The 13,013-nt window shown below is 32.3% G+C and carries 12 protein-coding genes; 6 read left to right on the top strand and 6 right to left on the bottom strand.

The features are described 5' to 3' along the window. Nucleotides 1-31: 31 nt before the first annotated feature. The 4 genes from NHF47_RS09480 to NHF47_RS09465 all read left to right on the top strand — a co-directional run bounded on the left by NHF47_RS09480 (nucleotide 32) and on the right by NHF47_RS09465 (nucleotide 5,977). Nucleotides 32-490 (top strand): MarR family winged helix-turn-helix transcriptional regulator, encoded by a 459-nt coding sequence (locus NHF47_RS09480; protein WP_140998380.1) that lies wholly within the window; start codon nucleotides 32-34, stop codon nucleotides 488-490. Between the two features lie 8 nt (nucleotides 491-498). Next, complete coding sequence (locus tag NHF47_RS09475; RefSeq protein ID WP_252764688.1) at nucleotides 499-2,889, top strand: 3-hydroxyacyl-CoA dehydrogenase/enoyl-CoA hydratase family protein; 2,391 nt, start codon at nucleotides 499-501, stop codon at nucleotides 2,887-2,889. Nucleotides 2,890-2,895: 6 nt separating this feature from the next. Further along, nucleotides 2,896-4,083 (top strand): acetyl-CoA C-acyltransferase, encoded by a 1,188-nt coding sequence (locus NHF47_RS09470; RefSeq protein WP_252764687.1) that lies wholly within the window; start codon nucleotides 2,896-2,898, stop codon nucleotides 4,081-4,083. A 103-nt stretch (nucleotides 4,084-4,186) separates the two neighbouring features. Beyond that, complete coding sequence (locus NHF47_RS09465; RefSeq protein WP_252764686.1) at nucleotides 4,187-5,977, top strand: acyl-CoA dehydrogenase family protein; 1,791 nt, start codon at nucleotides 4,187-4,189, stop codon at nucleotides 5,975-5,977. A gap of 96 nt (nucleotides 5,978-6,073) precedes the next feature. Here NHF47_RS09465 and NHF47_RS09460 read toward each other — a convergent pair whose 3' ends face one another. Continuing rightward, nucleotides 6,074-7,294, bottom strand: a complete 1,221-nt coding sequence (locus NHF47_RS09460; protein WP_252764685.1) for a cation:proton antiporter — start codon at nucleotides 7,292-7,294, stop codon at nucleotides 6,074-6,076. A 90-nt stretch (nucleotides 7,295-7,384) separates the two neighbouring features. Between NHF47_RS09460 and NHF47_RS09455 the strand changes: the two genes are divergently transcribed. After that, entirely contained in the window at nucleotides 7,385-8,581 is a 1,197-nt protein-coding gene (locus NHF47_RS09455) for an LETM1-related biofilm-associated protein (protein WP_252764684.1), read from the top strand. A gap of 5 nt (nucleotides 8,582-8,586) precedes the next feature. Here the strand turns inward: NHF47_RS09455 and can are convergent, their stop codons facing one another. The 4 genes from can to NHF47_RS09435 all read right to left on the bottom strand — a co-directional run bounded on the left by can (nucleotide 8,587) and on the right by NHF47_RS09435 (nucleotide 11,698). Then, nucleotides 8,587-9,222, bottom strand: coding sequence for a carbonate dehydratase (gene can, locus NHF47_RS09450; RefSeq protein ID WP_252764683.1), 636 nt, complete (start codon nucleotides 9,220-9,222; stop codon nucleotides 8,587-8,589). A gap of 18 nt (nucleotides 9,223-9,240) precedes the next feature. Further along, complete coding sequence (locus NHF47_RS09445) at nucleotides 9,241-10,818, bottom strand: SulP family inorganic anion transporter (RefSeq protein WP_252764682.1); 1,578 nt, start codon at nucleotides 10,816-10,818, stop codon at nucleotides 9,241-9,243. 42 nt (nucleotides 10,819-10,860) lie between these two features. After that, nucleotides 10,861-11,157 (bottom strand): hypothetical protein, encoded by a 297-nt coding sequence (locus NHF47_RS09440; protein ID WP_140998371.1) that lies wholly within the window; start codon nucleotides 11,155-11,157, stop codon nucleotides 10,861-10,863. A 64-nt stretch (nucleotides 11,158-11,221) separates the two neighbouring features. Further along, nucleotides 11,222-11,698 (bottom strand): Dps family protein, encoded by a 477-nt coding sequence (locus NHF47_RS09435; RefSeq protein ID WP_252764681.1) that lies wholly within the window; start codon nucleotides 11,696-11,698, stop codon nucleotides 11,222-11,224. A gap of 107 nt (nucleotides 11,699-11,805) precedes the next feature. On the opposite strand from NHF47_RS09435, the gene NHF47_RS09430 reads away from it, so the two are divergent. Next, nucleotides 11,806-12,747 (top strand): LysR substrate-binding domain-containing protein, encoded by a 942-nt coding sequence (locus NHF47_RS09430; RefSeq protein ID WP_252764680.1) that lies wholly within the window; start codon nucleotides 11,806-11,808, stop codon nucleotides 12,745-12,747. Between the two features lie 24 nt (nucleotides 12,748-12,771). Here NHF47_RS09430 and NHF47_RS09425 read toward each other — a convergent pair whose 3' ends face one another. Next, a complete protein-coding gene (locus NHF47_RS09425) occupies nucleotides 12,772-12,966 on the bottom strand; it encodes a hypothetical protein (protein WP_252764679.1) in 195 nt (64 codons plus the stop codon). Nucleotides 12,967-13,013: the final 47 nt, after the last annotated feature.

Genomic DNA, 13,013 nt, shown 5'->3' with positions numbered 1-13,013 from the left:
TTTTTTTTATATTTGCTAAAACGTTTTCGAAATGCAAGATAAAACAATCGATTATATTTTAAGATATACATGGCAAGCTGTAGCAAGAATGTATAATGAAGAAGCTTCTAAATATGGAGCTACAATGGCTACTGGTTTTGCTTTATTAAGTATTGATAAAGAAAAAGGAACTCCTTCTACTATGCTAGGTCCAAAAATGGGAATGGAAGCTACAAGCTTAACTAGAACCCTTAAATCTATGGAAGAAAAAGGATTAATTACTCGTAAAAAAAATCCTTCAGATGGTAGAGGTGTCATTATAGAACTTACTAAAGAAGGTCAAGAAAAAAGAGAACTTTCTAAAAATACCGTATTAAAATTTAATGAAACCATTAAAGAACATGTTTCAGAAGAAAAACTGATTCATTTTATGCAAGTGGCTGAAGTGATTAATGAATTAATTGCGGATAAGAAAATTTATTCAGAAAAGGAATTTGAAAACAAATTATAACCAAGTATATGAAACGTAATATTAAAAAAGTTGCTGTTATTGGTTCTGGAATTATGGGAAGTGGAATCGCTTGCCATTTTGCAAACATCGGTGTAGAAGTATTATTATTAGACATCGTTCCAAGAGAAGTAACAGAAGCTGAACAAAAAAAAGGATTAACTTTAGAAAGTAAAGTGGTTAGAAATCGTTTAGTAAATGAACATCTAGCAAACGCTTTAAAATCGAAACCCTCTCCTATTTACCATCCAAGCTTTGCCAACAGAATTACTACGGGTAATACTACTGATGACATGCCAAAAATAGCAGATGCTGACTGGGTAATTGAAGTAGTTGTTGAAAGATTAGATATTAAAAAATTAGTCTTTGAACAAGTAGAAAAATACAGAAAACCAGGTACCTTAATTACGTCTAACACTTCTGGTATTCCTATTCATTTTATGAGTGAAGGAAGAAGCGAAGATTTCCAAAAACACTTCTGTGGAACACACTTCTTTAACCCAGCTCGTTACTTAAAATTGTTTGAAATTATTCCTGGACCAAAAACCTCGCAAGAAGTATTGGATTTCTTAAACGGATATGGAGAAAAATTCTTAGGAAAAACTTCAGTTGTTGCAAAAGACACACCTGCATTTATTGGTAATAGAATTGGAATTTTCGGAATTCAAAGTTTATTCCATCAAGTAAAAGAAATGGGATTAACTGTTGAAGAAGTAGATAAATTAACAGGACCTGTTATTGGTAGACCAAAATCAGCTACTTTCAGAACAGTAGATGTGGTTGGTTTAGACACTTTAGTACATGTGGCCAACGGTATTTATGAGAACTGTCCAAATGATGAATCTCACGAATTATTCAAATTACCTGCTTTCGTACAAACCATGATGGATAACAATTGGTTAGGTAGTAAAACAGGACAAGGTTTCTATAAAAAAGAAGGAAAAGACATTCTTACTTTAGATTTAGACACCTTAGAATATAGACCGAATAAAAAAGCTTCTTTTGCTACATTAGAATTAACCAAAACTATCGATAAACCAATAGATCGTTTTAAAGTATTAGTAAAAGGTAAAGATAAAGCGGGAGAATTTTTCAGAAAGAATTTTTCAGCAATGTTCCAATATTGTTCCAACCGTGTTCCTGAAATTACGGAAGATTTCTACAAAATCGACGATGCTATGAAAGCTGGTTTTGGTTGGGAAAATGGTCCTTTTGAAATTTGGGATGCTATTGGTGTTGAAAAAGGAATCGAATTAATGAAAGCGGAAGGTTATGAACCAGCTGCTTGGGTAACCGAAATGATTGCATCAGGAAACAATTCTTTTTATTCTGTAAAAGAAGGCGCTACTTATTACTACAATATTCAGTCAAAAAAAGCAGAAAAAATCCCAGGACAAGATGCTTTCATTATCTTAAATAACATTCGCGAAAGCAAAAAAATATGGAATAATAGCGATTCCATTATTACTGATTTAGGAGATGGTATCATCAACTTAGAATTTACTTCAAAAATGAATTCTATTGGTGCTGGTGTCCTTCAAGGTATTAATAAAGCAATTGACATTGCAGAAAAAGAATATAACGGCTTAGTAATTGGTAACCAAGGAGCTAATTTCTCTGTTGGTGCGAATTTAGGAATGATTTTCATGATGGCTGTGGAACAAGAATATGACGAATTGAACATGGCTATTAAAATGTTCCAAGACACGATGATGCGTTGTCGCTATTCTGCAATACCAGTAATTGCTGCTCCTCATGGCATGACATTAGGTGGTGGTTGTGAATTAACCATGCATGCTGATCGCGCTGTTGCAGCTGCTGAAACCTATATCGGTTTAGTAGAATTTGGCGTGGGTGTTATTCCAGGAGGTGGTGGTTCTAAAGAAATGGCTTTAAGAGCTTCTGATTTATTCCGTAAAAATGATGTGGAATTAAACGTTTTACAAGAATACTTCTTAACTGTAGGTATGGCTAAAGTGGCTACTTCTGCATATGAAGGTTTTGATACAGGTGTACTTCTAAAAGGAAGAGATATGGTTGTAGTAAATAAAGACCGTCAAATTGCAACTGCAAAACAAGTGGCTTTACAAATGGCAGAACAAGGTTATACTCAAGCTCCTAGAAGAAAAGATATTAAAGTATTAGGAAAACAAGCTTTAGGTATGTTTTTAGTAGGTACAGACAGTATGGAAGCTGGTAAATACATCTCAGAACATGATAAAAAAATTGCAAATAAATTAGCTTACGTAATGGCTGGTGGTGATTTATCTGAACCAACACTAGTAACGGAACAATATTTATTAGACCTTGAAAGAGAAGCTTTCCTATCCTTAACTGGCGAAAGAAAATCTTTAGAGAGAATTCAATACATGTTAACGAAAGGGAAACCATTAAGAAACTAAGAAATTATGAAAACAGCATATATAGTAAAAGCGTATAGAACTGCAGTAGGTAAAGCACCTAAAGGTGTTTTTCGTTTCAAAAGACCAGACGAATTGGCTGCAGAAACTATCGAACACATGATGAAAGAATTACCTAATTTCGACAAAACGCGCATCGACGATGTGATGGTAGGTAATGCAATGCCAGAAGCAGAACAAGGATTAAATGTAGGACGTTTAATTTCATTAATGGGATTAAAAGTAGAAGACGTTCCTGGTGTTACTGTAAACAGATATTGTGCATCTGGAATTGAAACAATTGGAATGGCCACAGCCAAAATTCAAGCAGGAATGGCCGACTGTATTATTGCAGGTGGTGCAGAAAGCATGAGTTATATTCCTATGGGTGGTTATAAACCCACTCCAGATTATAAATTATCTAAAGAAGGGCATGAAGATTACTACTGGGGAATGGGATTAACTGCAGAAGCCGTTGCGAAACAATTTAATGTTTCTCGTGAAGATCAGGATGAGTTTGCTTATCATTCTCACATGAAAGCTTTAAAAGCGCAAGCAGAAGGACGATTTGATGAACAAATTGTTCCCATTACTGTAGAAGAAACTTTTGTAAACGAAAATGGAAAGAAAGAAACGCGTTCTTATGTTGTTACAAAAGACGAAGGTCCTAGAGCAGGTACCTCAGTTGAAGCTTTATCAAAATTAAGACCTGTATTTGCTGCTGATGGAAGTGTAACTGCTGGTAACTCTTCTCAAATGAGTGATGGTGCTGCTTTTGTTTTGGTGATGAGTGAAGAGATGGTAAAAGAATTAAACTTAGAACCAATTGCTCGTTTGGTAAACTTTGCTTCAGCAGGTGTAGAACCAAGAATCATGGGTATTGGACCTGTAAAAGCAATTCCAAAAGCTTTAAAACAAGCCGGTTTAAAACAAGCAGATATTGATTTAATTGAATTAAATGAAGCTTTTGCTTCTCAATCTTTAGCTGTAATACGTGAATTAGACCTTAATCCAGAAATTATCAACGTGAATGGAGGTGCAATCTCATTAGGACATCCTCTAGGTTGTACAGGTGCTAAATTATCAGTTCAATTATTTGATGAAATGCGTAAACGTGGTAATGCCAAATATGGTATGGTAACCATGTGCGTCGGAACTGGTCAAGGTACAGCAGGAATTTTTGAGTTTTTAAAATAAGATTACAGTAAATAGAATATAGACTAACCGAAAATGAAAATATGGAATCTGGAAAATTGCTTTTCTTTTCTTTATTTTCTTTTCTCCAAAAATCAAAAAAAATATGTCAGATATTATTAGAGGAGGTCAATTCCTAGTAAAAGAAACAAAATGTGAAGATATTTTCACACCTGAAGATTTCTCAGAAGAGCAAATCATGATGCGTGATTCTGTTATCGAATTTGTGGATAAAGAATTATGGCCCAATAAAGAGCGTTTTGAGAAAAAAGATTATGCACTTACAGAAGAAGTAATGCGTAAAGCAGGAGAATTAGGTTATTTAAGTGTTGCAGTTCCTGAAGCTTATGGAGGAATGGAAATGGGTTTTACCAATACCGTTTTAGTTTGTGACTACATTTCTGGAGCAACTGGTTCTTTTTCAACGGCTTTTGGAGCACATACAGGAATTGGAACTATGCCAATTACCTTATACGGTACTGAAGAGCAAAAACAAAAATATGTTCCAAAATTAGCCTCTGGAGAATGGTTTGGAGCGTACTGTTTAACAGAACCAGGAGCTGGTTCTGATGCTAATTCGGGTAAAACAAAAGCAGTTTTATCTGAAGACGGTACTCATTATAAAATCACAGGTGGAAAAATGTGGATTTCAAATGCAGGTTTCTGTTCGGTTTTCATCGTTTTTGCACGTATTGAAGATGATAAAAACATTACTGGTTTTATTGTTGAAAATGATCCTTCAAATGGAATTTCATTAGGAGATGAAGAGCACAAATTAGGTATTCGCTCCTCTTCTACGCGTCAGGTTTTCTTTAATGAAACGAAAGTTCCTGTAGAGAATATGTTAGCAGGTCGCGGCGAAGGCTTTAAAATTGCAATGAATGCATTGAACGTAGGACGTATCAAACTAGCAGCAGCTTGTTTAGAAGCACAAAGAAGAACTATTTCAGGTGCTGTTAATTATGCTAATGAAAGAGTACAGTTCAAAACTCCTATTGCAAGCTTTGGCGCTATTCAATCAAAATTAGCTGAAATGGCAACCAATGCCTATGCTGGAGAAAGTGCTACTTATAGAGCGGCTAATGATATTGAAAAAAGAATCGATATTCGAGTAAATGAAGGAAATTCCCACCAAGAAGCTGAATTAAAAGGTGTTGAAGAATTTGCAATTGAGTGTTCTATCTTAAAAGTAGCAGTTTCAGAAGATGTTCAAAACTGTACAGATGAAGGTATCCAAATTTTTGGAGGTATGGGATTCTCTGAGGATGCTCCAATGGAAAGTGCATGGAGAGATGCTCGTATTGCTCGTATCTATGAAGGTACTAATGAAATCAACAGAATGCTTTCTGTAGGTATGTTAGTTAAAAAAGCAATGAAAGGTCATGTTGATTTATTAGGTCCTGCAATGGCTGTTGCTGAAGAATTAATGGGTATTCCATCTTTTGATGTTCCAGATTATTCAGAATTATTTGCTGAAGAAAAAGAAATGATTGCAAAATTGAAAAAAGTATTCTTAATGGTTGCTGGTGCTGCTGTTCAAAAATTCGGACCTGAATTAGAGTCACACCAACAATTATTAATGGCCGCTTCTGATATTTTAATCGAAATTTATATGGCAGAAAGTACAATTCTTAGAACTGAGAAATTAGCTAAGAAAGAAGGTGCTGATAAAGTTCAAGAACAAATTGCTATGGCTCAATTATACTTATACCATGCGGTTGATACCGTGAACCAAAAAGGAAAAGAAGGAATTGTTTCTTTTGCTGAAGGTGACGAACAACGCATGATGTTAATGGGTCTTAAGCGTTTTACAAAATATACCAATATGCCTAACGTAATTGGTTTAAGAGAAAAAATTGCAGCAAAATTAATTAGCGAAAATAAATATTGCTACTAAAATAGCAACTGTAATTTTTTGGTTTAGTTTGTTTAAAAATCCACTTTGATAAAGTGGATTTTTTTATGTTACTTTATTTATGCATTTCCTAATAAACTATATCGGAACATCTATATCAATCTTCAGATTATCTCCTTTTCCTTCATCTTTCGGATCTTCTTGCTTGTTGAAAATTAAACCAAACATCATAATTAAGGCTGTTAAAACAATAACTTGAATAATTAAGGCTTTGTTAACCAAAGGAATTTTACTGTCATCAGGAATACTTAAAAACAATAAAATGGTAATTAATCCTCGTGGAGCAATATACAATAATGGCATTAATTTTACTTTAAATATTTTTAACTGTATCGCTCGCACTAAATAAATTAGAATTACAATTCCTATAGCTAATTCAAAAGTATGTGGATTTAAAATATCTTCTGTTTTCATTAAAAAACCAAACAACAAAAAGAAAAGCGAACGCACTAAAAAGGCCGCTTCAATAATCAATTCTTTAAACTTTTTAACCTCTTTATCTAATGAACGTGGTTTTAAATATTGAATGGCTTTAAAGCGTTCTAACTCATCAAAATTTCCAATAAACAAACCAAATAACATAATAAAGATTAAGGCTGGCAAATGGTAAATTTCAGAAATAGCAAAGATTAAAATAATTAAAAGTACAATGGGTGCAAACTTAATATGATGGTCAATTCGACTTAATAAAAAAGCTAAAAATGCAGATGCAATAAACGAAATCAATAACATCAATAAAATTTGTAAACCAAAGTGACCTAAAGTATCCAAATTAATTACTGAGTTTAACGCAATAAAGTTAAAAAACAAAACTCCAATAATATCGGAAAGACTACTTTCATAAATGGCAAATTCTTTATTAAAAGAATTTAAATGTCCTACACTTGAAATCGCAATGGCACTACTTATAATGCATAATGGCACCGCATTGATTAAACCGTCTTTATAACTAGAATCTAAAAAATAATAAAAAAAATGGCCAATCACAAAAGCAGTTACAAATAAAGGAATAATAGCTGTAACCAAGGTTTTCCCCACAAAAGGAAGCTTCTTTTTATTTAATTCTAACTCTAAGGAACCTTCTAAAACAATCAACACTAATCCTAATGTTCCAAAAAAGGGTAACAAAGAATTTAAATCGGGAATTACAATATGAAAAACATCTGTAATTTGTTTTACTACCCAACCTAAAAGTAACAACAAAATTACCGATGGAATTTTGGTTTTAGACGAACTTATCGTAAACGCATAAGCCAATAATAGTAAGACACAGATAGTTATAATTATAGCAAAATTCATACAAGAATATTTTTTAGCAAGATATAAATACTTTGCAAATTTAACAGTATAGAAACAAGAAATTTTTACCTTTGCTTCAATATTTTTAAAATGATAAACCCTTCAATTAACGGTTGGATTGACAAATTTTTTACAGAAAATCAAAGTAATTTTAAAGCTTATTTTGATTATGAATCTTTTTATCAAGATTTAAGAAATTCGGGCTTCATTTATGGACATCCCGTAAGCATCATTTTAAAAAAACCGATTGACCTTTCGGGACTTTCGTTAGACGAAATTACAAAAATTGCTTTTTTAAATACGTTGTATGCTACTTTTTGTCTCAAAACAAATGATACAGATACTTCCGTATTTCTAAAAAGTATTAATTCTTTCTATAAATCAGTACAAAAGGAAAACTATACGTTTCTAACCAAATTACTTCCTACTGCTTCTTCGAGTTCGCAATTAGAAAGTATTATTAATGATCGAATCCAAACGAATCAAAATATCATTACGAAGAGTTTTTCGCATATTGTTATCAATGCTATGCTTTTCGTGGATGTTTTAGGGTATGCCAATTTTATAAACAATTCCGATTTTTCAGATAAATACTTAAAAGATTTTGAATCGAGTTGCATGAAAGTGGTTTCTATTGCTTTTAAAACCAAAGTGAATAAATCTAAATATGATGAACTCTTAGTAAAGCTATTTGAAAATTCATTACGCTACACTAAATTTCAAAATATTGAAAACTTAACTCTAGAAGAAATTAATTTCAAACGATTTGATTCTATAATTGAGAAACTATATCTTTTGGATTTAGTTGAAATGGCGATGTGGAGTGACCAAAAATTAGAGACTAAGGAGTTGGAATTGTTAGAAGTATTAGTAGCTAAACTAAGTTTAAGAAAAGCCTATTTAGAACCTAGTTTACTTGCCATTGAACATTTCATTACCACTTACAAAGACGAAATAGCATATTTCAATTTTTCAAACCCAGTAAAACATTTTTACGATCAAACCAATAAAACGGTTACTAAATTAATTACTCGTAACAAAAAAAGATTAATTAAGGAAATTTCGGAAAGCAAAGAATTAATGGTGCTTTTAGCAAAATCAACAACAAAAGAACTGGATAAAGAAGAAAAAAAGAAAGTAAAAAAACAGTTACTCGATATTTGTAAAACCATACCTTCGTTAACTATCTTTTTACTTCCTGGTGGCGGCATATTATTACCTATCTTAGTAAAATATATTCCACAACTATTGCCTTCTGCTTTTAATGAAAACTTAGAAGAAGATTAAGCCCTTTAAAATTTTAATTGGTATACTTCGTCCAAATCTTCATTTGAAGTAATATTTACCCCTAAATCGGTCACATAACCCGAATTCAAACCGTAAACCCAACCGTGTAAAAATAATTTTTGGCCATTTCTCCAAGCATTTTGAACTATTGAAGTTTTAGCTAAATCATATACCTGTTCTTTAACATTTAACTCTACAAAACGATTGAATCGATCTTTTTCATCTGTAATGGCATCTAATTCTTGTTGGTGAAAACGATACACATCTTTAATGTGACGAATCCAATTGTCAATTACACCTATAGAATCATTACCCATAGCCGCTTTTACACCACCACAACCGTAATGACCACAAACAATAACATGCGTAACTTTTAAAGCATTTACAGCATAGTCCAATACACTTAACATATTCATGTCACTGTGTACAACCATGTTTGCAATGTTTCGATGTACAAAAACTTCTCCTGGTTCTGCACCAATGATCTCGTTTGCAGGAACGCGACTATCCGAACATCCAATCCAAAGAAGTGGTGGTTGTTGTCCTTCTGCTAAATGATTGAAATAATCTGGGCTTATTTTTAGTTTCTCTTCTACCCATTTCTTATTGTTTTCCAGTATTTTTTTATAAAATTCTGCCATACTATTGTTTCTAAATATTTATGTTGATTGTTTTTTTAATTTAAAAAATTCGATAAAACTTGCAGGATTATCTACTATTCCTCGTTCCGATTTTAAATGTATAAAAATGTTTTTATTCTTAGCTTGCACCACAAAATCTTCCAAAATTTCTACAATATCATAATCTAAATAAGTAGTCTTCCTAATGTCTAATTCCAAACGTGAATTCTCAGGCAAATTAAACAATTCTTTTTGAATGGAAGCTTTATTTAAAAAAGTTATTTCTTCTGCTAAAGTCATTTCAATGACATTGTTCGATTCCGATTCTTTTTTATTTAAAAACATAGAATTTTGATAACTTTTTACCAAAATTACAATTACTCCAATAGCTAAACCAGTAAATATTCCAATCAATAGGTTCGTAAAAATAATTACGATTACCGTTACTATAAAAGGAACAAATTGTGTCCAACCCAAAGCAAACATCTTTTTAAATAATGAAGGCTTGGCCAACTTAAATCCTACAATAATTAACACCGCTGCTAATACAGATTTGGGAATATGATTCAATAAATTAGGTATAGCTAAAACCGCGACTAACAACAAGATACCATGCAGTATTGCCGATAGTTTTGTTTTGGCATTGGATTGTACATTCGCAGAACTACGCACAATTACTTGAGTTACAGGTAAGCCTCCTATCAAGCCCGAAACCATATTTCCAACTCCTTGCGCAAATAATTCTCGATTGGGTGGTGTAATATTTTTATCGGGATCCAATTTATCAGTTGCCTCCACACTTAATAAAGTTTCTAAACTAGCCACCAAAGCTAATGTAAAGGCAACTACAAAAACATCCATAGTAAAAACTTGTTCAAAATTAGGAAAACGCAATAAGTTTCCAAATTCTGAAAGCTTTTCTGGAACAGGAATTTGTACTAAATGCTTACCTTCAATTGCAAGACCTTGGGTCTTACTAAAGAGTATTTGCAAAATGGTACCAATAAAAACCGCTACTAAAGATCCTTGTATGATTTTAAAAATGGCGTGTTTCTTAGATAAAATAGTGTCCCAAAATAAAATCAACACTAAACCTAAAACACCAATAATTAAAGAACCTAATGTAATATTATCAATTACATGAGCGATTGCTGAAAAAGTATTCTCTCCTGATTGTTCTAAAAAACTATCTGCACCTTCTGCTTCTAAATCGTAACCAAAAAAGTGAGGAATTTGTTTCAAAATAATAATGATCCCAATTCCAGTTAACATGCCTTTGATAACACTATTTGGAAAATAATATCCAATAACTCCCATTTTTAGTATACCAAATAAAAGTTGGATTACACCTGCTAAAACAACAGCTGATAAGAATATTTCAAAGCTTCCAAGAGAAGCAATTGCTCCAGCTACAATAGCCGCTAAACCCGCTGCTGGTCCACTCACTCCAATTTTGGATCCACTTATAGACCCTACAACAATTCCTCCAATTATACCCGCTATTAGTCCAGATAAAGGAGGTGCATCACTCGCTAAGGCAATTCCTAAACATAAGGGTAATGCTACAAAAAAGACAACGATACTCGCTGGAATATCATTTTTTAAATATTTAAACATAAAATTCATTTTAAAAAAATAGTACTAAATCAACTTATTTTTTTAAACAAAATCAGGTGGTGGAATAAAAATAGAAGCCTTGTACCGACACAGTAGTGCATCATCCATTAAAGCAAAACGAGGTAATTGAAATTCAAAAGAAGGAAGAGTAAATTGTAGCGTTTCGTTTTGTGTAATGAGTTTTATTTCATCAAAAGAAATATCAGAACCGCTTTCCTCTTCTTCATTTAATTCGTAAAAAGATGCCAAAGAAGATTTCTCCTCAACTAAACTAATAATTGTAGGTGTCGCTAAAAACGCTAAAAAAAAGACGAGACTTAACTGACATAAAAACTTCATATCACAAATATAAAGTGATTTTATGTAGGATAAGACTATTTTACTTTATTTTTTTAATAGGTTTTTACTCCTCTTCCATCCAAGCTTGCATCATCCAAATGGTTTTTTCCTGCTCTTTGATAAAGTCGCTCATCATGGCATTGGTTCCTTCATCATTATGAGAAGCCGCTTCCTCTAAAATTACTCTTTCAATTTTTAATAGTTCGGTTAACGAATCAATAACCAATTGTACCGCTTCTGTATCTTTTGAAATGTCTTTTCCAATTTTTAAACTATTATTCGCTAAATATTCAGTAAAAGTATGCATGGGCTTTCCGCCTAAAGTAAGCACACGCTCTGCAATTAAATCAATCTTTAACTGACTGTCATTGTATAATTCTTCAAACTTAACATGTAAATCGAAAAAACGTTTACCTCTAATGTTCCAATGTAAACCTCTCAAATTTTGGTAATACACTTGAAAATTAGAGAGCAATATGTTTAATTTTTCTATAATAACTTCTGATTCTTGAACGGATAAACCTAAGACATTGATTTTCATAACACTTTGTTTTTATTAATTTCTACACAAAATTATTTCAAAAAAATGTGGCTTTTATTATAAATCAAATTGATAGTTTTTATATTTTTATCAAAAATATTTATACAATGACAATTACACAATTATATTATGTTTTAGCAGTTGCTGAACACAAAAATTTTACCCTTGCAGCAGAAAAATGCTTTGTGACCCAACCCACCTTGAGCATGCAAATACAAAAATTGGAAGACGAATTAGACGTTTTGATTTTCGATCGAAGCAAAAAACCGATTCTTTTAACAGAAGTGGGACAAAAAATTGTAAATCAAGCTAAAAATATTGTGAATGAAGCGGGTCGAATTAAAGATATTGTCGACCAGCAAAAAGGATACATTGGTGGGGAATTTAAAGTGGGTATCATTCCAACGATTATGCCTACCCTATTACCTATGTTTTTAACCAATTTCATCGCTAAATACCCAAAGGTAAATTTGGTTATTGAAGAAAATACAACGGAAGAGATTATCCAAAAACTGAAAAACGGTCATTTGGATTGTGCTATTGCAGCTACTCCATTAGAAGAGGAAAACATTAAAGAAATTGTGTTGTATTACGAACCTTTTGTAGCGTATATTCCGGATACGCATAGCAGTTTTGACAAAAAGGAAATTGAAGTAAGTGATCTAGATTTAGATCGCATTCTTTTATTACAAGACGGACACTGTTTCAAGAATGGAATTCTCAATCTTTGTAAAAACAATGCCTATATTAATGAGAACCATTTTCAAATTGAGAGTGGTAGCTTTGAAACCTTAATAAAATTAGCAGATGAAGGTTTAGGCACTACCCTTTTACCCTATTTGCACAGCTTGGATTTGAACGAAAAAAATAAAGTCAAGTTGCGACAGTTTAAAAATCCGAAACCTTCTCGAGAAGTGAGTTTGATTTATCCTAAAAACGAATTAAAAATTCATATTATCAATGCACTACGCGATACTATTTCAGGTGTAGTACGAGGTGCGATTGCATTTCATGATGTAGAAATTATCAGTCCGAAGGCTGCAAAATAAAAAAGGAGCAAATTGCTCCTTTTTTTAGTTTATATAAATTAAACATTGCCTTAATTCAGGTTTTTCTTTGGTAAATTGTAATAACCAATCTCGTAATTGGTCAATTTCATAAGGCAATAATACTTTTATTGCTTTTTCTAACTCTTTACAAAACAGTTTTGGGTCAAAACTAACTCTTTCAAGTATAGATTTTGAATAAGAAAACATTGATCTTGCCATTGTAATTCAATTAATGTTTGTTAGACTTTGGGATAAGAACGTATGTA

This window comes from Flavobacterium sp. NRK F7, assembly GCF_024054195.1.
Lineage (GTDB): Bacteria > Bacteroidota > Bacteroidia > Flavobacteriales > Flavobacteriaceae > Flavobacterium.
Note: the sequence above shows the minus strand (reverse complement) of the source record. Positions and strands in the feature narration are given on the sequence as shown.